This is a genomic window from Paraburkholderia sp. GAS333, assembly GCF_050435665.1.
Taxonomy (GTDB): domain Bacteria; phylum Pseudomonadota; class Gammaproteobacteria; order Burkholderiales; family Burkholderiaceae; genus Paraburkholderia; species Paraburkholderia fungorum_A.
In genome coordinates, this window is sequence record NZ_JBNDKS010000001.1 from 60680 (window position 1) to 82161 (window position 21482).

Annotated in this window: 21 protein-coding genes; 11 read left to right on the plus strand and 10 right to left on the minus strand. The window is 63.3% G+C overall.

Annotation, left to right across the window (positions count from 1 at the left end):
- Positions 1-17: 17 nt before the first annotated feature.
- Positions 18-734 (plus strand): histone H1-like DNA-binding protein, encoded by a 717-nt coding sequence (locus ABH945_RS00270; protein ID WP_429249395.1) that lies wholly within the window; start codon positions 18-20, stop codon positions 732-734.
- A 367-nt stretch (positions 735-1101) separates the two neighbouring features.
- On the opposite strand, the gene ABH945_RS00275 is transcribed toward ABH945_RS00270, so the two are convergent.
- The 10 genes from ABH945_RS00275 to ABH945_RS00320 all read right to left on the minus strand — a co-directional run bounded on the left by ABH945_RS00275 (position 1102) and on the right by ABH945_RS00320 (position 9394).
- Positions 1102-1578, minus strand: coding sequence for a glycine zipper 2TM domain-containing protein (locus tag ABH945_RS00275; RefSeq protein ID WP_429249396.1), 477 nt, complete (start codon positions 1576-1578; stop codon positions 1102-1104).
- Positions 1579-1600: 22 nt separating this feature from the next.
- Positions 1601-2539 carry a carbohydrate kinase family protein gene (locus tag ABH945_RS00280; RefSeq protein WP_429249397.1) on the minus strand — a complete coding sequence of 313 codons (939 nt, stop codon included), beginning with the start codon at positions 2537-2539 and terminating at the stop codon, positions 1601-1603.
- Between the two features lie 93 nt (positions 2540-2632).
- Positions 2633-3133 carry a thiol peroxidase gene (gene tpx / locus ABH945_RS00285; RefSeq protein WP_074765835.1) on the minus strand — a complete coding sequence of 167 codons (501 nt, stop codon included), beginning with the start codon at positions 3131-3133 and terminating at the stop codon, positions 2633-2635.
- 73 nt (positions 3134-3206) lie between these two features.
- Positions 3207-4547: a DUF3426 domain-containing protein gene (locus ABH945_RS00290; protein ID WP_429249398.1), complete on the minus strand. Its 1341-nt coding sequence runs from the start codon at positions 4545-4547 to the stop codon at positions 3207-3209.
- A gap of 48 nt (positions 4548-4595) precedes the next feature.
- A complete protein-coding gene (prmA, locus tag ABH945_RS00295) occupies positions 4596-5498 on the minus strand; it encodes a 50S ribosomal protein L11 methyltransferase (protein ID WP_429249399.1) in 903 nt (300 codons plus the stop codon).
- A gap of 3 nt (positions 5499-5501) precedes the next feature.
- Positions 5502-6869: an acetyl-CoA carboxylase biotin carboxylase subunit gene (accC, locus tag ABH945_RS00300; protein ID WP_074765830.1), complete on the minus strand. Its 1368-nt coding sequence runs from the start codon at positions 6867-6869 to the stop codon at positions 5502-5504.
- A gap of 126 nt (positions 6870-6995) precedes the next feature.
- Positions 6996-7460: an acetyl-CoA carboxylase biotin carboxyl carrier protein gene (gene accB / locus ABH945_RS00305; protein WP_074765828.1), complete on the minus strand. Its 465-nt coding sequence runs from the start codon at positions 7458-7460 to the stop codon at positions 6996-6998.
- A 70-nt stretch (positions 7461-7530) separates the two neighbouring features.
- The gene (gene aroQ / locus ABH945_RS00310) at positions 7531-7986 is read right to left on the minus strand and encodes a type II 3-dehydroquinate dehydratase (protein ID WP_074765826.1); all 456 of its coding nucleotides are present in this window, start codon (positions 7984-7986) and stop codon (positions 7531-7533) included.
- 194 nt (positions 7987-8180) lie between these two features.
- Positions 8181-8729 carry a TlpA family protein disulfide reductase gene (locus ABH945_RS00315; RefSeq protein WP_074765824.1) on the minus strand — a complete coding sequence of 183 codons (549 nt, stop codon included), beginning with the start codon at positions 8727-8729 and terminating at the stop codon, positions 8181-8183.
- 11 nt (positions 8730-8740) lie between these two features.
- On the minus strand, positions 8741-9394 hold the full coding sequence (locus tag ABH945_RS00320) for a UDP-N-acetylmuramate--alanine ligase (protein ID WP_074765822.1): 654 nt from the start codon (positions 9392-9394) through the stop codon (positions 8741-8743).
- Positions 9395-9590: 196 nt separating this feature from the next.
- Here ABH945_RS00320 and mpl point away from each other — a divergent pair, with 196 nt between their 5' ends.
- The 10 genes from mpl (at position 9591) to ABH945_RS00370 (ending at position 21450) form a co-directional block, all read left to right on the plus strand.
- Entirely contained in the window at positions 9591-10985 is a 1395-nt protein-coding gene (gene mpl / locus ABH945_RS00325; RefSeq protein ID WP_429249400.1) for a UDP-N-acetylmuramate:L-alanyl-gamma-D-glutamyl-meso-diaminopimelate ligase, read from the plus strand.
- The gene (locus ABH945_RS00330) at positions 10982-11584 is read left to right on the plus strand and encodes a YqiA/YcfP family alpha/beta fold hydrolase (RefSeq protein ID WP_074765818.1); all 603 of its coding nucleotides are present in this window, start codon (positions 10982-10984) and stop codon (positions 11582-11584) included. Before mpl ends, ABH945_RS00330 begins: the two co-directional genes overlap by 4 nt.
- 365 nt (positions 11585-11949) lie before the next feature.
- Positions 11950-14064 (plus strand): ribonuclease catalytic domain-containing protein, encoded by a 2115-nt coding sequence (locus ABH945_RS00335; RefSeq protein WP_074765816.1) that lies wholly within the window; start codon positions 11950-11952, stop codon positions 14062-14064.
- Positions 14061-14924: a shikimate dehydrogenase gene (gene aroE / locus ABH945_RS00340; protein WP_429249401.1), complete on the plus strand. Its 864-nt coding sequence runs from the start codon at positions 14061-14063 to the stop codon at positions 14922-14924. Before ABH945_RS00335 ends, aroE begins: the two co-directional genes overlap by 4 nt.
- Positions 14925-14969: 45 nt before the next feature.
- Positions 14970-15692 (plus strand): monofunctional biosynthetic peptidoglycan transglycosylase, encoded by a 723-nt coding sequence (gene mtgA, locus ABH945_RS00345; RefSeq protein WP_074765812.1) that lies wholly within the window; start codon positions 14970-14972, stop codon positions 15690-15692.
- Positions 15693-16760: 1068 nt separating this feature from the next.
- On the plus strand, positions 16761-17735 hold the full coding sequence (locus ABH945_RS00350) for an IclR family transcriptional regulator (protein WP_429249402.1): 975 nt from the start codon (positions 16761-16763) through the stop codon (positions 17733-17735).
- A 20-nt stretch (positions 17736-17755) separates the two neighbouring features.
- Positions 17756-18793, plus strand: a complete 1038-nt coding sequence (locus ABH945_RS00355; protein WP_429249403.1) for a 2-dehydro-3-deoxygalactonokinase — start codon at positions 17756-17758, stop codon at positions 18791-18793.
- 36 nt (positions 18794-18829) lie between these two features.
- Positions 18830-19510 carry a 2-dehydro-3-deoxy-6-phosphogalactonate aldolase gene (locus ABH945_RS00360; RefSeq protein WP_074765808.1) on the plus strand — a complete coding sequence of 227 codons (681 nt, stop codon included), beginning with the start codon at positions 18830-18832 and terminating at the stop codon, positions 19508-19510.
- Positions 19507-20283: an SDR family oxidoreductase gene (locus tag ABH945_RS00365; RefSeq protein WP_429249404.1), complete on the plus strand. Its 777-nt coding sequence runs from the start codon at positions 19507-19509 to the stop codon at positions 20281-20283. Before ABH945_RS00360 ends, ABH945_RS00365 begins: the two co-directional genes overlap by 4 nt.
- A gap of 168 nt (positions 20284-20451) precedes the next feature.
- Entirely contained in the window at positions 20452-21450 is a 999-nt protein-coding gene (locus ABH945_RS00370) for an arabinose ABC transporter substrate-binding protein (protein WP_074765803.1), read from the plus strand.
- The last annotated feature ends 32 nt before the right edge of the window (positions 21451-21482 follow it).

Genomic DNA, 21482 nt, shown 5'->3' on the forward strand with positions numbered 1-21482 from the left:
ACCTGAAGGAGAAAATGATGGCAACTGCAAAGAAAGCCGCCGCTAAGAAACCCGCAGCGAAGAAGGTTGTAGCTAAGAAAGCTGCGCCGGCAAAGAAGGCTGCACCGGCAAAGAAGGCCGCTCCGGCTAAGAAAGTCGCTGCAAAGAAAGTCGCAGTGAAGAAGGTTGCAGCAAAGAAGGCAGCACCGGCAAAGAAGGTTGCAGCGAAGAAAGCTGCTCCGGCTAAGAAGGTTGCAGCCAAGAAAGTCGCAGTGAAGAAGGTCGCGGCGAAGAAGGCAGCACCGGCCAAGAAGGCCGCTCCGGCGAAGAAAGTCGCTGCAAAGAAAGTTGCAGTGAAGAAGGTTGCGGCGAAGAAGGCAGCGCCGGCAAAGAAGGCTGCAGCGAAGAAGGCAGCACCGGCTAAGAAGGCAGCACCGGCCAAGAAGGCTGCTGCCAAGAAGGCTGCGCCTGCGAAAAAGGCTGCTGCGAAGAAGGCTGCGCCCGCTGCGAAAAAGGCTCCTGCTGCAAAGAAGGCTCCTGCTGCAAAGAAGGCTCCTGCTGCGAAGAAGGCTGCTGCTCCGGCGAAGAAGGCTGCTGCACCTGCCAAGAAGGCTGCACCTGCGAAGAAGGCTGTTGCCAAGAAGGCTGCGCCTGCACCCGCTGCGACTTCTGTCTCGAGCGCACCGGCAGCAACGGTGAAGACTGCGCTGAACCCGGCAGCGGCATGGCCGTTCCCGACGGGCAGCCGTCCGTAAGCCTTAGTCAGGCAGTAGTTAGCAGTAGAAGTAGTTCGACACGTCGCACGATGTGTCCGATGACCGGGTAGCACTCCCGTTTTAGCGAGCGCTACCCGGTCATGATCCCGTTGCTGGTTTCCGGCGACGGGATTTTTTTTGCGCGGTGCTTACATAGCGTCAGGCGTCATATATCGCGACGACGCATGTTGTTCAGGAAGGATCGAGCTGCAGGCGCGCGGACAAAGCGCGAAGAGTGCAGAGCGCACAAAACCTGCAGGCGAAAAAAGACGCATGCACAGGGGAGGGCATGCGTCTGAGGTCGTCGCGGTGGCGTTTCAGCCGGCCGCGCGAGAGGGGAAATGGTTAGAGCGTGATCTGCGCGCGACTATCGCGTGACACGCGAGACGCCGCCGCTCGACAGAATCCGCACACGGTCGCCGGCACGGAAGGTTTCGCCGGTGGCGGTTTGGGTAATCGCGCGAAGGTCGCCATTGTCGAGCCGCACGGTAATTTCGAGGCCGTCACGCATCGCGACGTTGTTCTCGATCGCGTTACCCGCGACCGCACCGCCGATACCGCCGATGATGCCCGTGGCCACCGAGCCGCGGCCGCCGCCGATCGAACTGCCCGCCAGCGCACCGAGCGCACCGCCGCCAACCGCGCCCAGCCCGCTAGGCTGGCCGTTGTTGGTGCTGATTCGCACCATGCGCACGCTGTCGACGGTGCCCATACGCACCGTCTGTTCGCGCTGTGCCTGCGACGAAGTGAAGACGTCGGGAGAACTACTGTTAACCGCGCACCCCGTCATGGCCACTGAACCGGCAATCAGGGTGGCTACCATCAGGCGACTCGTCGTTCTCATTACCTCGCTCCCATTGCTCAGCTCACGGCAGGTCGTATCCGAACGCCTGCTTGAACCGTTCGTTGATCTCCGCCCGGGTGGGCGCGTAATTTTGCGGCCCCTGTTGCTCGATCTTCAACGCACCCATCAGACTCGCAAGACGGCCCGTGGTCGCCCAGCCGAGCTTGTTCTCGATGCCGTACAGCAGACCGCCGCGGAACGCGTCACCGCAACCTGTCGGATCGAGCACCTGCTTCGCTTTCACTGCCGGAATCTCTTCGATGCCGTCGGCGTGATGGATCTGTGCGCCTTGCTCGCCGAGCGTGATGATCAACGCGTCGACCTTGCCGGCGATCTCTTCGATCGACCAGCCGGTCTTGTTGCTCACCAGCTTGGCTTCGTAATCGTTGACAGCTACATACGTGGCAAGTTCAATCATGCGCCGCAGCGTGTCGCCGTCGAATAGAGGCAAGCCCTGGCCTACGTCGAAGATGAACGGGATGCCAGCCGCCGCCAGATGTTCGGAATGCTGAATCATGCCGTCGTAGCCATCCGGCGCGACGATGCCGAGCGTGATGCCCTTCGCTTCGTCGGCGCGGTTCAGATGCGACTGCATCATCGCGCCCGGGTGGAACGCGGCGATCTGATTGTTTTCCAGGTCGGTGGTGATCATTGCCTGCGCCGTGTGGGTGTCGGGCACGACCAGCACGCTTTCAGTCGACAGGCCGAGTTTCTCGAAGCGGTCCATGTACGGCTGCGCGTCGACCGAGCCGAGCGTGCCCATGATGCGCGCGTCGCCGCCCAGCAGCTTCAGCGAGTAGGCGATGTTGCCCGCGCAGCCGCCGAATTCGCGGCGCATGGTCGGTACGAGAAAGCTCACGTTCAGGATGTGGACCTGATCCGGCAGGATGTGCTCCCGGAAGCGGCCCTCGAAAGTCATGATGTTGTCGTAGGCGAGCGAGCCGCAAATGAGCGTAGCCAAGGCGAACGTTCCTGTAAAAAACAATGAAGGGAAAAGAGTGGCGATCAGGCGGCGCCGCACGCGAAGCGCGGCGCCGCGTTCGCCCGGAAGGGCTTACTTGAGCGCGGCGAGTGCTGCGTCGTAATTCGGTTCGTTCTTGATTTCGCTGACGAGCTCAGCGTGCACGACCTTGTCGTTTTCGTCGACGACCACGACGGCGCGCGCCGTCAGGCCGGTCAGCGGGCCGCTCGTCACGTCGACGCCGTACGCCTGCGCGAACTCGTGGCCGCGGAACGTGGAGGCCGTGACGACGTTCTCGATGCCTTCGGTCGTGCAGAAGCGCGATGCCGCGAACGGCAGGTCGCCCGACACGACGATGACAGCCGTGTTGGTCAGCTTCGCAGCGGCTTCGTTGAACTTGCGGGTCGACGTTGCGCAGGTCGGCGTGTCGAGGCTCGGCACGATGTTCAGCACTTTGCGCTTGCCGGCGAAATCGGCGAGCGACAGCGGCTTCAGATCCTTACCCACCAGCGAGAAAGCAGGGGCGCTGCTGCCAACCGACGGGAACGTGCCGGCTACTTCGATCGGGTTACCACCCAGCGTGACTTGGCTCATGTTGATGTGCTCCGAAAATTCGTCAGGAATGACGGTGAACGCGCCCGGTCGTCGCCGGGCGCGCGAGGATGCGTTACGGATAAAAAATCTGTACGCGGAAATTGGAAGCGACCGCGGCGCCCGTGTCGAGATGCACGATCATGGTTTGCGTGGCATGCGCTGGCAGACCCGCCGCGATCAGCGTGCCGGGCGGCACATAGTCTTGCGGCCACAGCACGCGCCGGATCGCCACGTTGTTCTGGTCGTCGAGAAGGGTGAGTTCGATGGCCGGATACGCGAGCGCGATGTTGAGACGGTTGTGCAGCGGCATCCTCAGTTCGAGCTTGTGCGGGCCGTCGATCTGCCGCAGATCGGACGGCTCGACCAGCAATCCTTCGATGTTATGCGGCGGCGTGATCTGGCAGCCTAGCTCCGAGCAGACTTTCACGTAGAGCGCCTGCGAACGCGGAACATACACAAGCACTGTTTCGCGCTGCCACCACGCGAGTTGCACGAGCAGAGCGAGGAGCAGCAGAACGAGCAGCACCGAGCCGGCAATCGCCCAGCCCATCCGACGGGGTTTGGCGGGACGGGTTTCGCGCACCACAGGGAACGGATCGTCGCCGTCGTTGACCGGATTGACAGAGAAGGGTTCGCCGCCGGCTGCAACCGGAGACGGAGGAATGCCCGCGCCACCGCCGCCGCTTCCGCCCGACGCGGCCGTACGCGCGGCGGGAGCGTTCGGGCCCAGACCGACATCTGCGGCGCCGAAGGCTGCCGCTTCACCTATTTCAGCCGCAGTGGCCGCGGCCGCAGCGCCGAAATGCGGTTCGTTATCGGCAATGCCGTGCAATGTCGCCGACGGGTTCAGTAGCGGTTCGTCCGGCGGCGTTTCTGAAGGACGCTCGGTCCGGTGCCAGACGCGCGGCGCTTCGTCGATGGACGGCTCAGCGGGCGGCTCTTCGTCGGCCGGATAGGCGAAGGGATCGAGCGGAGCATCTGCCAGTACCGGTTCTTCGTCGGCGGGCGGAGGTGTAGTGAAAGCGCTGGCCGGCAGTTCCGGCTCAGTAGCATGGCGCGGGGTGACGGCAACGCCCGCGTCGGTGGAAACAGGCGAGAGCGGGAGGTTGCCGGCGTTGTGCCGCAGACGGTTGTCGATCGCGGCGTCGGTGGCGGGAGCCCAGGGGTCCCACGCTTCGGCGCTGAAGTCAGGACCTTTCGGACGGACGCCGGAAAGCGCTTCGATCGCCGCGGCTGCGGCGACCGGTTTGGCGGTGGAGAAGTCGCCGCCTTCGGTTACATCGAACAGGCTGCTCGACGCATCGAACACTTCCTGGCAATGCCCGCAGCGTACAAGACCGCGGCGCAGCGCGAGCTGCGCCGGTTGCAGGCGAAAGACGGTTTCACAAAAGGGGCAACGCGTCGCCAGGAGCATATTGAGCCGGTAAGCCAGAAGGCCGGTGGTTTGACAATACGCCTTATTCTAATGGCTTTCGCGGCGCGTTCCCGTTAGACATACCCAACCTTCGTGTTCGCGCCATACGCCGATATCGATCCACTGCGCGTAGACCTGCGCGACTTCGTCGGCCTGGCGCGCCAGGATGCCGGACAGTGCGATTCGTCCACCCGGTTTGACCTTCGACACCAGCATCGACGCCATCAGTTTGAGCGGATTCGACAGGATATTGGCGACCACGATATCGAACTCGCCGGCCGGGCATTCGTCAGGCAAACCATACGTGACGTCAGCGCGATTACGCTCGCTGTTGTGACGCGCCGATTCGACCGCTTGCGGGTCGATATCGATGCCGTACACCGGATTCGCGCCGCACTTCTTCGCGAGAATCGCGAGGATGCCGGAGCCGCAACCGTAATCGAGCACCGACTGTTCCGGCTTGACCGATTGCTCGAGCCATTCCATGCACAGCCGCGTCGTCGGATGGCTGCCGGTGCCGAACGCGAGGCCCGGGTCCAGTTCCAGCACGAGTGCTTCGGGGTCCGGCGCGTCGTGCCACGACGGCACGACCCAGATGCGTTCGCCGATCGGAATCGGATCGAACTGCGACTGCGTGAGCCGCACCCAATCCTGGTCTTCGACGACGCGCACGGTGAACGACGGTGCGTTCTCCAGACCAATCTCGTTGGCCGCGGCAGTCAGCAGCACGGCAGGCTCCTGTTCCGGCGCGACCAATGCAATCACGCGCGAACGCTGCCACGCCGTGCGATCCGGCGTGAGACCGGGCTCGCCGAACAACGGCTGTTCGTCGGGCGTGTCGGCGTCCGCATCTTCAACCGACACGGACAACGCGCCCAACTCGAGCAACGCGTCGGAGAATTCTTCCGCGTGCTCGCGTGCCAGCTCGGCGATCAGTTCCCGGTAGCTCATGACTTACGCTTCTTCCGGCGCGGCCTGCAGCTTCGCGGCCAACCGGTTTTCGAGGTAGTGAATGCTGGTGCCGCCTTCGACGAACTTCGCGTCCAGCATCAGTTCGCGGTGCAACGGGATGTTGGTCTGAATGCCTTCCACCACCATTTCCGACAACGCGATGCGCATCCGCTTGATCGCCTGTTCGCGCGTGGCGCCGTAAGCGATCAGCTTGCCGATCATCGAATCATAGTTCGGCGGCACGAAATAGCCATTGTAGGCATGCGAGTCGACGCGAATGCCGGGGCCGCCCGGCATATGCCACGACGTCAAACGACCCGGCGACGGAATGAACTTGAACGGATCTTCAGCGTTGATCCGGCATTCGATCGCATGACCCTTGAACTGGATGTCGCGCTGACGGAAGGCGAGCTTCTCGCCAGCCGCGATGCGGATCTGTTCCTGAACGATATCGACGCCCGTAATCAGTTCGGTCACCGGATGCTCGACCTGCACGCGCGTGTTCATTTCAATGAAGTAGAACTCGCCGTTTTCGTACAGGAATTCGAACGTACCCGCGCCAAGATAGCCCATCTTCTTGCACGCATCCGCGCAACGATCGCCGATGCGGTCGATCAGGCGACGCGCGATACCCGGCGCCGGCGCTTCTTCGATCACTTTCTGGTGACGGCGCTGCATCGAGCAATCGCGCTCGCCGAGCCAGATCGCGTTCTTGAACGAGTCGGCCAGAATCTGGATTTCGATGTGCCGCGGGTTCTCCAGGAATTTCTCCATGTAGACCTGCGGGTTGCCGAACGCACGGCCGGCTTCTTCGCGCGTCATGTTGACCGCGTTGACCAGCGCCGCTTCCGTGTGGACCACGCGCATGCCGCGGCCACCGCCGCCGCCGGCGGCCTTGATGATGACCGGATAGCCGACCTGTCGGGCAATCTTCACGATCTCTTTCGGATCTTCCGGCAACGCGCCTTCCGAACCCGGCACGCAAGGCACGCCGGTTTTGATCATGGTCTGCTTGGCCGTGACCTTGTCGCCCATCATCCGGATGGTTTCCGGGCGCGGGCCGATGAAGGTGAAGCCCGACTGCTCGACACGCTCGGCGAAGTCGGCGTTCTCCGACAGGAAGCCGTAGCCAGGGTGAATTGCTTCGGCGTCGGTCACTTCAGCCGCGCTGATCAGCGCGGGCATGTTCAGATAGCTCAGATTCGACGGAGCCGGGCCGATACAGACCGCCTCGTCGGCGAGCTTCACGTACTTGGCTTCTTTATCTGCTTCTGAATAGACGACAACCGTCTTGACGCCGAGTTCGCGGCAGGCGCGCTGGATACGAAGCGCGATCTCGCCACGATTGGCAATGAGAATTTTTTCAAACATAGCGGTTTTTCGACTCATCAATGGGCGCCGGGTTGAATGCAACACCGGCTGCCTCTGAGGATCGGTCGCGCACCCCGGACAGCGGGCACGCGGGCGGCAGGCGCAAAAAGCGCAAAGCGTGCCGCGTTAGCCGACCACGAACAACGGTTGGCCGTACTCGACCGCCTGGCCGTTTTCGACGAGGATTTCCTTCACCACGCCGGACTTGTCCGACTCGATTTCGTTGAGCAGCTTCATCGCTTCGATGATGCAGATCGTCTGGCCTTCCTTGACCGTGTCGCCCACCTGGACGAACGGCTCCGCGCCTGGCGACGGCGCGCGGTAGAACGTGCCGACCATCGGCGAGGTCACCACGTGGCCTTGCGGCGCGGCGACAGCCGGAGTAGCCGGAGCCGCAGCAGCCGGCGCTTCGCCGCCCATCGGCGGGGCCGGTTGCGCGTATTGCGGCGCGTACGAGGCGGACGGCTGGACGTAAACCGGCGGCGCGTTCTTGACGATACGCACCTTGCCTTCGCCCTCGGTCACTTCGAGTTCGGAAATACCGGACTCCGAGACGAGGTCGATCAGAGTTTTCAGTTTACGAAGATCCATCAGGAAGCCCCTTTCAATGCAAAAAGTGCCGGCGCTTGCGAGAGCCGGCTCAAATTAGTCGTGTTTGGATTCAGCCGCGCGACGAGCCGGCGGCGAGCCGGTCGAGCGCGAATTCGAGCGCGTACATATATCCCTTCCAGCCGAGGCCGCAAATCACGCCCTCAGCCTGGTCGGAGAAATACGAGTGATGCCGGAACGGTTCGCGACGATGCACGTTCGACAGATGAATCTCGACGAACGGGATGCCGACCCCCGCCAGTGCGTCCCGAATGGCCACGCTGGTGTGCGTGTACGCGGCGGGATTGATCAGTATGAAATCGGTTTGTTCAGTCCGGGCGGATTGGATGCGATCGACCAGAGCGCCTTCGTGGTTGCTCTGGAACGACGCGAGTTCGACGCCTGCGTCCGCTGCGCGGTCCGCCAGCGCCTGATCGATCTGCGGCAAGGTCACGCGACCGTAGACCTCGGGTTCCCGGGTGCCGAGAAGGTTGAGGTTGGGTCCGTGCAGTACCAGCAGTCGCGTCATGGTCGCTTCTTTTTCCGTGGAATTGGGCGCACTTTAGCGCTGATTAGAGAAACTTGTCTAGTTTTCCGGAGGTAAGGAACGTTAATGCGATCGCCGTGTCACGTCGCCGGGCGTGCATCTTCCCTCAAATTCGCGCGATTTGCGCGCATTTTTGCTCGTTCCGACGGTAACTGAGCGTCAAAAGAATGTGATATTTAAAGCGCGTCGAGCGTCTGTCGAAGGGTCGCAGGGTCGATTTGTCCCAATTTTGTCGACCGAACGTTACCCTTGGCGTCGATCACAACCGTGAAGGGCAAGCCGCCTGCATTGTTGCCAAACGCGCGAGCAAGGTCGGCGCCGCCGAAACCGGTGACGTAGACCGGATAGGCCACTTTCACCTTCTGCAGGAAAGCCTGTACGTTTTTGTCCGAATCGACACCAAGTCCGACGAACTGGATGCCTTTCTTCTTGTACTCGCGTTGAAGTTGCGAGAGAGCAGGCATTTCTTCGACACACGGCCCGCACCACGACGCCCAGAAGTTGACGACGATCGGGTGGCCCTTGAGCATGCTCAGCGATTGCGGCTTACCGTCCACGTTCGTGACTGCCGCGGCCCACAGCTGGTCGACCGCGCTCTGCTGGGAAGCGGGCTGCGCGGCGTGCGCAATTTCGGCGTCGCCATTCATCCAGTGATTGGCCAGCACACCGCCGCCCGCCGCGACGATCGCCACAACTGCGCCTGCCAGAATCCGTCTCGTATTCATTGTCGGTCAGTCTAATTAGTGGGGGAGGCAGCTTCGCTGCTGTCGAGCAGCGCCTGAACCGCCTGCAGATTCGCCCGCGCCGTGCGGCCGCGCGCGTCGGCCTTGACTGCGCCGCGCAGGTCGTCGGACTCGTACAGCGCGACGTGGATGCCCGCCGGTTCGGCGTCGCGCCCTTCGTTCAGGGGGCGCCACAGGAAGCTCAGCGTTTCGACGTAGCCGCGTCCCGCGAAATGCCGGGTCTCGGACACGTCATATTGAATGTTGGCGTTCAGAAAGTAGATCGCGACTTCTTTCGGGTTGTCGCAGAACACTTGCAGATGAATGTCCGAATGCTCGCCGGCCGTTCCGCCCAGCACGGCGCCGGTCAGATAGGGATGAAAGGCCGCGAGTCGCTCCATCCAGTCAATCGCGATGCAGCGCAGCCGTCGCAGGAGCGCCGGTTGGCTATCGCCCTGAAAGAGCGTCTGGTATTCGCGGATTTCTTCTTCTATCTGGTCGTTATCCGGCAGCCATTCGCCGGCAACGCGCGTCTCGCCGACAACCTGTCGGGCCGCTTTGCGCTTGGCCGTGGCGTAGTCCAGACCGTCTTCGGCGATCATGCGCGCAGCTGCTATGGCGATTTCCTCGCGCACGCGCTGCGGATCGAAATGTGATTTGCGAACCATCCGCCAATCATACTAGAGATTGATGACAGGCCTTTCCAGGCGGGCCGCCCGACGCACAGGCCGGGCGCAGCGTGGACAACGCTCGATGGGGAGAGCCGGGCGGCTCGGTTACAATAACGTCCTTTGCAGACGGTCGTTCCGGCCGCTTTTGCACCTCCATCCCTCGCAAAAAACGCCCGCGCGGCACGACAGGCTTATGCATATCCACATCCTCGGTATCTGCGGCACGTTCATGGGCGGTCTCGCGGTTCTCGCGCGCGGCGCGGGTCATACCGTGACGGGCTGCGACGCCGGCGTCTATCCGCCGATGAGCACGCAGCTCGAGGCGCAAGGTATTCGTCTGATCGAAGGTTACGACGCCGATCAGCTAAACGGCCTGAACGCCGACCTGTTCGTGATCGGCAACGTGGTCTCACGCGGCAACCCGCTGATGGAAGCGATTCTCGACCGCGGTCTGCCGTATGTGTCCGGCCCGCAATGGCTCGGCGAGCATGTGCTGAACGGCAAATGGGTGCTGGCGGTGGCCGGCACGCACGGCAAGACCACCACCAGTTCGATGCTGACCTGGCTGCTCGAAGACGCCGGTCTCAATCCGGGCTTCCTGATCGGCGGTGTGCCGTTGAATTTCGGCGTGTCGGCGCGTTTGACCGATTCGAGCTTCTTCGTGATCGAAGCCGATGAGTACGACACCGCGTTCTTCGACAAGCGCTCGAAGTTTGTCCATTACCGGCCGAAAACGGCAGTGCTGAACAACCTCGAGTTCGATCACGCTGACATCTTCCCGGATCTTGCAGCGATCGAGGCGCAGTTTCATCACCTGGTCCGCACGGTGCCGGGCATCGGCCGGATCGTGACGAACGGCCGTGAAGACGCGCTCGAGCGCGTACTGACGCGCGGTTGCTGGAGCGAAGTCGAGCGTTTCGGCGTGCAGGGCGGCTGGGAAACCCAGCCCGCCGAAGACGGCGTTCCCGTCGACGAACAATTTGCCGTGTATCACAACGGCGAGCGGGTAGGCGTGGTCGACTGGCAGGTGCAGGGCGAGCACAACCGCATGAACGCGCTCGCTGCAATCGCCGCCGCGCGCCATGTCGGCGTACCGCCCGCGCAGGCCGCGAAGTCGCTGGCGAGCTTCCGCAATGTGAAGCGCCGCATGGAAGTGCGCGGCAGCGTCGACGGCGTGACCGTGTACGACGACTTCGCGCATCATCCCACCGCAATCGACACCACCGTGGCGGGCTTGCGCGCGCGCGTCGGCCGCGACAATACGCGGATTCTCGCCGTGCTGGAGCCGCGTTCGAACACGATGAAGCTCGGCGTGATGAAAGCGCAACTGCCCGCCAGCCTCGCCGACGCCGACCTCGTATTCGGCTACGGCGCGCCGAACGGCCGCGACGCGCTCGGCTGGAACCTCGGCGAAGCGCTCGCGCCGCTCGGCGGCAAAGCGCAAGCCTTCGACAATCTCGACGCGCTGGTGAAAGCCGTGGTCCATGCAGCGCGCCCCGGTGACCAGATTCTGGTGATGAGCAACGGCGGCTTCGGCGGCGTGCATCAGAAACTGCTCGACGCCCTTTCTGCGCGAGGCGCTTCGTGATTCTTTATCTGCACGGCTTCCGCTCGTCGCCGAATTCGTTCAAGGCGCGCGTGCTGGCGGCGCGTCTGCTGGAACTGGGGCGCGGCGACGAATGGTGTTGCCCGATGCTGCCGGTTTCGCCGTTCGAAACGGTGGCGCTCGCCGAATCGCTGGTGGCGCAAGCCAAACCGAAGAACGTGACGGTGATCGGTAGTTCGCTCGGCGGCTACTTCGCGACCTATCTGGCCGAGAAGCACGGCTGGCCGGCTGTGCTGCTGAACCCGGCGGTCGTGCCGCAGCGCGATCTGAGCGCGTATCTCGGCGAGCAGCCGTTGTGGCACGGCGGCGGCAGTATCGTCGTCGAGCCGCATCATCTGGACGAACTGCGGGCGTTGAGCGTCGCGTCGGTCACGCGGCCCGAACGCTATTATTTGATGGCCGCCACCGGCGACGAAGTGCTCGATTATCGCGAAATGCTCGCGCACTATCCGGGCGCACGCACTACGCTGATCGAAGGGAGTGACCACGCGATCAGCGAATTCGCGCAATACGTCGACGACGTCCTGGCGTTTTGCGACGCCGAAGACGTCGAGCCGCCCGCGCCGCGCGAAGCAGCGTGAAGCAGCCTTAAGCGACGAAACACACCATAAGGCGACGAAAGACGACACGAGTGGCCATGCGGTAAAGACGGCCTCAGCGAATTTCGTCGGCTGACGGACAACAGAACGGCCTGGATGCAGCCGGTGACGACCTGGGTGCGACATGAGAAAGGACCCAGATCGGTATGACTGATGGTGATTGAAGCGACCACAAGCCGCCTCCAGCCAGCCGTCATCTGTCACCCGTCACCAGATTCAACCCGCAGGCGCGCGTATCGCGCCGCGGATCCACTACCACGAACACGTTGCCGTGCCGCGCACGCAGTGACCGATCGCCGAACAGGATCGGGCGCGCCGGCAGATGCAAGACAGAACGAGAGTATTGAGTGAACGTTTTCTTCGAGGAATCGGGCAGTTTCAAGGCGGGCAGCGTGCTGTCGCGCCAGGGCGATGCTTTTCAGGTCGAGTTGCCGGGCGGCCGCCGTGCCAAGGTGCGCGCGAAAGACGTGCTGATCGAATTCGAAAAGCCGAGCGCGGCCGAGTTGATGCAGCAGGCCGACACCATCGCGCAGGACATCGATCTGGACTTTCTGTGGGAATGCGCGCCGGAAGATGAATTCCCGTTTGCGACACTCGGTGCCGAGTACTTCGGCGAAAGCTTCGGTTCGATCGAGCGTGCGGCGTTGGTGCTGCGCATGCATGGCGCGCCGGTGTATTTCCGCCGCAAGGGGCGCGGCATGTATCAGCGCGCGCCGCAGGAACAGTTGAAGATGGCGCTGGCCGGGCTCGAGCGCAAGCGTCAGCAGGCGCTGGTGCAGCAGGGCTACGAAGATGAGTTGAAGGCTGGCCGTCTGCCCGACGCATTGGCCGGTAAAACCGCGCTCACGTTGCTGACGAAGCCGGACAAGAACACGATCGAATACAAGGCGCTCGAAAACGCGGCGGCCGCGCGTGGCATTTCGCAGGCGCGTCTGATGCTCGAATGCGGCGCGATTCCGTCCGCGCGGGCTTTGCATGAGGCGAAATTCCTCTCCGAATTCTTCCCGCACGGCACCGGCTTCCCGGCAGTCACCGCGGGCAGCCTGCCGGACGATCTGCCGGAAGCCAACGTGCAGGCGTTCTCGATCGACGACATCACCACGACCGAGATCGACGATGCGTTTTCCGTCGAGCATCTGGCCGATGGCCGCGTGCGGATCGGCGTGCACATCGCGGCACCGGCGCTCGGCATTCAACGCGGCGACGAGGTCGATGCGATTGCGCGCACGCGTTTGTCCACCGTGTATATGCCCGGCGACAAGATCACGATGCTCCCCGACAGTGTCGTCGAGGCGTTCACGCTGGCCGAAGGCGGCTTGCGTCCCGCGCTGTCGCTGTATGTGATCATCAATCGCGAGACGCAGGAGATCGTCGCGAGCGAAACGCGCGCCGAGCGTGTGTTCGTCGCGAATAATCTGCGTCACAACACGCTCGACGAACTCGTCACCGAAGAGGCTCTGGCCAACGGCACCGGCGAATATCCGCACAAGGACGACATCGCCGTGTTGTGGCCGTTCGCGCAGGCGTTGTTCGAAAAGCGTCAGACCGCGCGCGCCGGTTACGGCCTGCGACGCGAAGTGCAGCGCAATACCGACTTCAACTTTTACGTGGAAGGCGAGCACATCACGATCACGCCGCGTCGGCGCGGTTCGCCGCTCGACACGATCGTCGCCGAACTGGCGATTCTCGCGAACTCGTCGTGGGGCGCATTCCTGCACGACCACGGCGTGCCGGGCATCTACCGCACGCAGCGCGCGTTCGGCGCTCCGACCGGTCCGAAGCGCACCCGCATGCAGACTAACGCCGCGCCGCACGAAGGTCTGGGCGTCACGCAGTACGCGTGGAGCACGTCGCCGCTGCGCCGCTATACCGACCTCGTGAACCAGTGGCAGTTGATCGCCTGCGTGCAGCATGGCGTGACCGCGAAGCTGGCCGCGCCGTTCAAGCCGAAAGACGCCGACCTGTTCGCCGTCGTGCAAGGTTTCGACGATACCTACACCGCGTATGCCGATCATCAGCGCCGCATGGAGTATTTCTGGTGTCTGCGCTGGCTGAAACAGGAAAACCGCAAGCAGGTGGTGGCGTCGGTGGTGAAGGGCGATCTGGTGCGCCTCGAAGAGATTCCGCTGCTGCTGCATGTGCCGGGCCTCGGCGTACACGCACGCGGCACGCGTTTGCAGATGGAAGTGATGTCGATCGACGAGTTGACCGTCGAAGCCTCCGTGCGTCTGTTGCACGTGCTCGACGCGCCGACCGTGACGAGCGGCAACGAAGCGGAAGAAGCTGAAGAAGCGGACGAAAGTGAAGAAGAGCTGATCGACGCCGCCGACGACAGCGCCGAAGGCGAAGCCGAGGCGCAGGCCGAAGCCGACCTCGACGGTGAGGCGGGTGCAGTCGAAGAAGCCGACACTGACACCACGAGCGCCGCCGCCGATCAGCACATCGCGGAGCCGGGACGATGAGCACGAACTCAACACGCGACCGCTATGCAGTTATCGGCAATCCGGTCGGCCATAGCAAATCGCCGTTCATCCACGGACGCTTTGCCGCGCAAACCGGCGAGCCGGTCGACTACGGCCACCTGCTGGCTCCCGTCGATGCGTTTGTGCCGCACGTGCGCGCCTTCATCGACGCAGGCGGGCGCGGCCTGAACGTGACCGTGCCGTTCAAGCTCGACGCGCATGCATTTGCCGACACGTTGTCGCCGCGCGCGGCAGCGGCGGGTGCGGTGAACACGTTGCGGATCGATTCGACCGGAATTTACGGCGACAACACCGACGGTTTCGGCCTGGTCCGCGATATCGAAGTGAATCTCGGCGTGTCGCTGAAGGGCGCTCGCATTCTGTTGCTGGGCGCGGGCGGTGCGGCACGCGGCGTCGTGTTGCCGATGCTCGACCGGGCGCCGCATACGCTGACTATCGTCAATCGCACGGCGGCGAAGGCTGAAGCGCTGGTCGACCAGTTCGCGCAAGCCGCTCGCGACGCCGCATGCCGGTTGACCGGCGGCAGCGCGCGCGCGATCGACGCGGGCACCTACGACGTGATCGTCAACGCGACGGCGGGCAGTCTGGACGCGTCGTTGCCCGAGTGCGACGACCGCGCGTTCGGCAACGGCACGCTCGCGTACGACATGATGTACGGCGCGCATCCCACCGTTTTCATGGAGCACGCGAGCAAGCTTGGCGCGCGCGGTGCGGACGGCTTGGGCATGCTGGTCGAGCAGGCGGCCGAATCGTTCTACGTGTGGCGCGGCGTGCGGCCCGACGGCGCGCCAGTGCTGGCCGAATTGCGTGCGCTGCTGACGGCGCCGTCTCACGCGTAAATCTCCGACCTGGCCGAACTCTCCGATTCGAGGACTGGAAGCACGATGACAGCGACACGGCGTGCGAACCGGCCGGCTCCGGTGCGATGGGTGTTTTACTTCGGCGCGATGCTGGTGATTGCGTGGCTTGCCACGCAGGCTTATTACTTTGCGCAGATCGCGGTGTGGAATTACGTCAATCCGCAGTCGACCGCGTTCATGCGCTCGGACGCGTGGACTTTGCCGAAAGACCGGCCCGGTATCTCGTTGCAGCATACGTGGGTGCCGTACGACCAGATCTCGCACAACCTGAAGCGAGCGATCATCGCCTCCGAAGACGCGAATTTCGTCAACAACAACGGCTACGAAACCGATGCGATCCTGCAGGCCTGGGAGCGCAACAAAGCCAAGGGCAAGATTGTCCGAGGCGGGTCGACGATTACGCAGCAGCTCGCGCGGAATCTGTTTTTATCGCGTGAGAAGAGCTATATCCGCAAGGGCCAGGAACTGATCATCACGTGGATGCTTGAGACGTTGATGGACAAGGAGCGGATCTTTGAGATTTATCTCAATTCCGTTGAGTGGGGTAATGGGGTGTATGGCGCCGAGGCGGCGGCGCAGTATTACTTCAAGACGTCGGCCGGTAAGTTGACTGCGGGGCAGTCGGCCCGCCTGGCGGTGATGCTGCCGAGGCCCAAGTATTTCGATGACCATCGCGGGTCGGCTTATCTCGTGCAGAGGGCGAGGGTGATTGCGCGGCGGATGGGGGCGGCGGAATTGCCGGATTAAAGGGGCTGGTTTTGCCCTTGCAGGGTGGTGCTTTTGCCTTTGCCTTTGCCTTTGCCTTTGCGGCGGGTTGGCTGTGTTCTGTCGGTGTTGGCCTTTCCTTGCTTTCACGGTGGTCTATTAGCGCTGCCCCTGTGCGGGGCGGCACTCACTTTCTTTGCCGCCGCAAAGAAAGTAAGCAAAGAAAGCGGGCTCACACCGCTAGCTCATAAGCGGGTCCCCTGGCCTGGAGGGGGCAGTGGTGCATCTGGAATCAGTGCTCCCGCACACTCCGCGTTCGTGACAAGGCAGTCATGCTTCCGGCGGCGCTTCGCGCGCCGTCGCGGTCCTTCCCAAACCCCGCGCTCATGCTTCCGTGCAACCTCGTTCTGAGGGCACGCTATCCAATCGAATTGTGGTTTATGCGCCCCCGCGTTTCGGCAGGGGAGCACTGCGTTCCTGATCGAACAAGCATTCGGCAGAGCATCACGAGGCAACCCGATCGCACACCAACCAACGCGGGGATCGACCCATTCCGGCGAGCACTAGTGCGAGTCGGGAAGCATGACTGCCTTGTCACGAACGCGGAGTGTGCGGGAGCACCGATTCCAGATGAACCACTACTCCCTCCAAGCCAGGGGACCCACTTCATAGCTAGCGGTGTGAGCCCGCTTTCTTTGCTTACTTTCTTTGCGGCGGCAAAGAAAGTGAGTGCCGCCCCGCACAGGGGCAGAGCTAATAGACCACCGTGACATCAAGGAAAGGCCAAAACCGCACAGAGCACACCCAACCCCAGGCCACGCCAATCAAAAATCCCAATATATGAATCCACCATTCACATATTGGTGATTTCTCACAAACCCTCCTACAATCCAATCCAATACGCACCGCCCCCCAGCAGCGCCATAAAACAGCGCGCATCAAAGGGCGCGGAAAAAACAGCGCATGCAAAAAAATCGGAGACAAGGCCAACCATGCCCAATAGCTTGAGGCAGCACCCCCGCGCCCGCAGCATCGCGAGCACATCGAGCCCGAGCCGCATCTCCGGCCCCGCGCTGTAAGCGCAAAAAACCCATCCAAAAGCCAATCGCCATGAACAAAGCGATGCCCACCCACGCCGCGAGCGCGTCCGAAGCTGATCACGCGACTAGCGCCGGTCACGCGTCCAACGCCACGCCGCGTCCGGTTTCCGCGGTCAAAGCACCGCGAGCCAGCGTCCAACCGGCTTCCGTCGACTCCATCGCGCTGCCGAGCACCCTTCTGGACATCACGCCGCAACAGGCCGGCACGCAAACGCTACTGCGCGGCCTGGCGATTCTCGAAGCCGCCGCCGCCGGCGTGCGCGATCTCCGCACCTTCGGCGCGGCACTCGGCACGACTCGCAGCACCACGCATCGGCTGGTCAGCAGCCTCGTGCAGGCGCGCTATCTGCGGCAGGTGCAGGGCGGGTATCTGCTCGGACCGAAGCTGATCGAACTGGGCACCATCGCGCTCGAACAGATGCCGCTCACGGCAGTTGCCCGTCCGCACCTCGAATCGCTGGCGGAGCAGACGCTCGACACGATCCACCTCGGCGTGCGCGACGGCGACGACGTCCTCTACATCGACAAGATCCCGGGCACACGTGGCCTCGAAATGCGCTCGCGCGTCGGTCACCGGATGCCGCTGGCGTCGACGGGAATCGGCAAGGCGATGATGCTCGATCTCACGCCGGACACCTGGCAGTCGCTGTTCGATGCATCGCGCCGCGCACTGGCCGGCGTCACGTTCAAGCCGGATAACCGTCCCGACGCACCGACCTTCATGCAGCGCATGACGGGCTATGCAGCCGGCGGCTACACCTTCGATCTCGAAGAAAACGAAGCGGCGATCCGTTGCGTCGCGGCGCCCGTGCGCGATGCGTCGGGTGCGGTGGTGGCGGCGCTGTCGGTGGCGAGCACGATTCCGTACATGTCGCTCGAACGGATGGACGAACTGATTCCGGTCGTGCAGCGCGAAGCGCGCGCGATTTCGGAGGAACTCGGTTGGCGCGCACCGCAACCGGCAACCCGCAGGATCAAACGATGACACAAGCGGGTTCTTCTCAAATGGTAACGACTTCTCCCGCCAACGACGCCGTCGCGCATTTCCCGGACGCCGCGCTGATCGCGCTCGATTGGGGCACGAGTTCGCTGCGCGCGTATCTGTTCGACGCAGCGGGCCAAGTGCTGGCCACGCGCTCGTCGCCGGCCGGCATCATGAATTTGCCGCGCAGCGTCGAGCAGGGCGGTTTCGATGCCGCGTTCGACGACGTCTGCGGCCAGTGGCTCAAAGACGCGCCGAACGTACCGGCCATCGCTGCGGGCATGGTCGGCAGCGCGCAAGGCTGGCTGGAAGCACCGTATGTCGATGCGCCCGCCAACGCCGACGCATTGGTCGCGGGTATTGTCCGCGTGAAGGCGGCGTGCGGCGCGACGCTGCATATCGTGCCGGGCGTGCTGCAACGCGGCGAGTTGCCCAATGTGATGCGTGGCGAAGAAACGCAGATTTTTGGCGCGCTCGGCGAGGCCGCGAATGAAGTGGACCCCGCCGACAGCAACGCCCGCGCACTGATCGGCCTGCCCGGCACCCACGCGAAATGGGCGGTGGTGCAGGCAGGGCGGATCGAACGATTTCATACCTTCATGACCGGCGAAGTGTTCGCGGCGTTACGCGAACACACGATTCTCGGCCGCACGATGGTCACGCCCGATCGTCCGGATGCCGAAGCGTTTTTGCACGGCGTGAACATCGCGCGGGAAAAAGGCCAGGCTGGCGTGCTGGCGACCATTTTCAGCGCCCGCTCGCTCGGTCTTACCGGACAGTTGCCGGGGCAGAAGCAGCCGGATTATCTGTCGGGCCTGCTGATCGGCCACGAACTGGCCGGTCTCGACGCCGTGCTGGCGCAACAACAGGATTCACTGGCCGGGCAAAGCCTGCGTCTGATCGGCAACGAAGCGCTATGCGAGCGTTATCGCCTCGCGCTCGCGCAATTCGGCTGCACGCAGACTGAACTGGTCAAACAGGCGACCGAACGCGGTCTGTGGCGCGTCGCCTCGCAGGCGGGGCTCGTCAATCCGGCCGCCCAACCGGCGCTCGCCCGCTAACCGGCCGCACCGCCGCTTATGAAACAAGGAACCGACATGCAACCTCACATCAATCTGCCCGCTCCGTATATGCCGCACGCGGGTCTGATCGCGGCGTTCGAAGCCTGTCCGCTGGTCGCGATCATGCGCGGCGTGACGCCCGCCGATGCCGCCGAACACGGCCAGGCGCTGTACGAAGCCGGGTTTCGCATCGTCGAAGTGCCGCTGAATTCGCCGCAACCGTTCGACAGCATCGCCGCGATCCGCAAGGTGCTGCCGGCGGATGCGATCGTCGGTGCGGGCACGGTGCTGCATCCGAGCTTCGTCAACGATGTGAAGTCGGCGGGCGGCGAGTTGATCGTGATGCCGCATAGCGATCCGGAAGTCGTCGCCGCCGCCAAGGCGCAAGGCATGGCCTGTGCGCCGGGCGTCGCCACGCCGACCGAAGCGTTCATCGCGTTGAAGAACGGCGCGGACGTGCTGAAGATGTTCCCCGCCGAACAGCTCGGCTGCCAGGTCGTGAAAGCATGGCGCGCGGTGATCGCTGCCGAGGTGCCGCTGGTGCCGGTCGGCGGTATCACGCCGGACAACATGGGGCCGTTCCTCAGCGCGGGCGCGAATGGCTTCGGCCTCGGCTCGGCGCTGTACAAGCCGGGTCAGAGCGCTGCCGTGACCGCGTCGCATGCGAAGGCGTACATCAACGGCTTGCGGATCGCCCGCGCGGGCGCGAAGAAATGAAGCGGCTCGCCGGCAAAACCACGCTGGTCACCGGTGCCGGGCGCGGCATCGGCGCGGCGATCGCGCTTGCGTTTGCGCGTGAGGGCGCGTCGGTCGTGCTGGCGGAACTCGATATCGACACCGCGCAGCAAACGGCCGAGTCGATCCGCGCGCAAACCGGCGCGCGGGTGCTCGCGGTGCATACCGACGTGACGCAGTCGGCGTCGGTTCAGCAGGCCGTGAGCGAGGCCGAAAAAAACCTCGGTCCGCTCGACGTGCTCGTGAACAACGCCGGCATCAACGTGTTCTGCGATCCGCTGACCATGACCGACGACGACTGGCGGCGCTGCTTCGCGGTCGATCTCGACGGCGTGTGGAACGGTTGCCGCGCGGTGTTGCCGGGCATGGTCGAACGCGGCGCGGGCAGCATCGTGAACATCGCGTCGACACATTCGTTCAAGATCATTCCGGGCTGCTTTCCGTATCCGGTGGCGAAGCATGGCGTGATCGGGCTGACGCGCGCGCTCGGCATCGAATACGCGCCGCGCAACGTGCGCGTCAACGCAATCGCGCCAGGCTATATCGAAACCCAACTGACGCACGACTGGTGGAACGAGCAGCCCGATCCGGCCGCCGCGAAATTGGCCACACTCGCGCTGCCGCCGATGAAGCGTATCGGCCGCCCCGAAGAAGTGGCGATGACGGCGGTGTTCCTTGCATCGGACGAAGCGCCGTTCATCAACGCCAGTTGCATTACCGTGGACGGCGGCCGCTCCGCGCTGTACCACGACTGATTCATTCAGCAGATTCAAGCACCAGATTCACGCAGCACGTTTCACGCAACAAGAAAGTAGAAGGGCAAAAAAGTACACCGGACGACGCGCTGGCCGCGTGTGTCATACCCGGTACAAGAAGACGCGGCCGATACCTTCTCGTTATCAATTAGTCAGGAGACAAGCATCATGAAACGTAGAATTTTCCTCACGCTGATGGCAGCCGCAACGGGTGTGCTGTTCAACGCAACGGCCGCGCAAGCTGCTGATCCGGTGAAGATCGGCTTCCTCGTGAAGCAGCCGGAAGAACCGTGGTTCCAGGACGAATGGAAGTTCGCCGAAATCGCCGCCAAGGAGAAGGGTTTCACGCTGGTGAAGATCGGCGCGCCGTCGGGCGAGAAGGTAATGAGCGCAATCGACAACCTGTCGGCACAGAAGGCGCAAGGCTTCGTGATCTGCACGCCGGACGTCAAGCTCGGGCCGGGCATCGTTGCGAAAGCGAAAGCTGACGGGCTCAAGATGATGACGGTCGACGACCGCCTGGTCGACGGCGCGGGCAAGCCGATCGCTTCGGTGCCGCATATGGGCATCTCCGCGTACAACATCGGCAAGCAGGTCGGCGACGGCCTGGCGGCGGAAATCAAGAAGCGCGGCTGGGACATGAAGGACGTCGGCGCGATCGACGTGACCTACGAGCAGCTGCCGACCGCGCATGACCGTACGTCGGGCGCGACCGACGCACTGGTCGCCGCCGGTTTCCCGAAGGCGAACATCATCATGGCGCCGCAAGCGAAGACCGACACGGAAAACGCGTTCAACGCAGCCAACATCGCGCTGACGAAGAACCCGCAGTACAAGCACTGGGTTGCTTACGCGCTGAACGACGAAGGCGTACTCGGCGCGGTGCGCGCAGCGGAAGGCCGCGGCTTCAAGGCGGACAACATGATCGGTATCGGCATCGGCGGTTCGGACTCGGCACTCAACGAGTTCAAGAAGCCGACGCCGACGGGCTTCTACGGCACGGTCATCATCAGCCCGAAGCGTCACGGCGAAGAAACTTCGACGCTGATGTACGACTGGATCACGCAAGGCAAGGAACCGCCGATGCTCACGCTGACCACCGGCATGCTGGCGACGCGTGACAACGTGGCCGACGTTCGTCAGAAGATGGGTCTGGCTGCGAACTAAGCGGGTGGGTAACGCGGTTGTAATGCAGATGA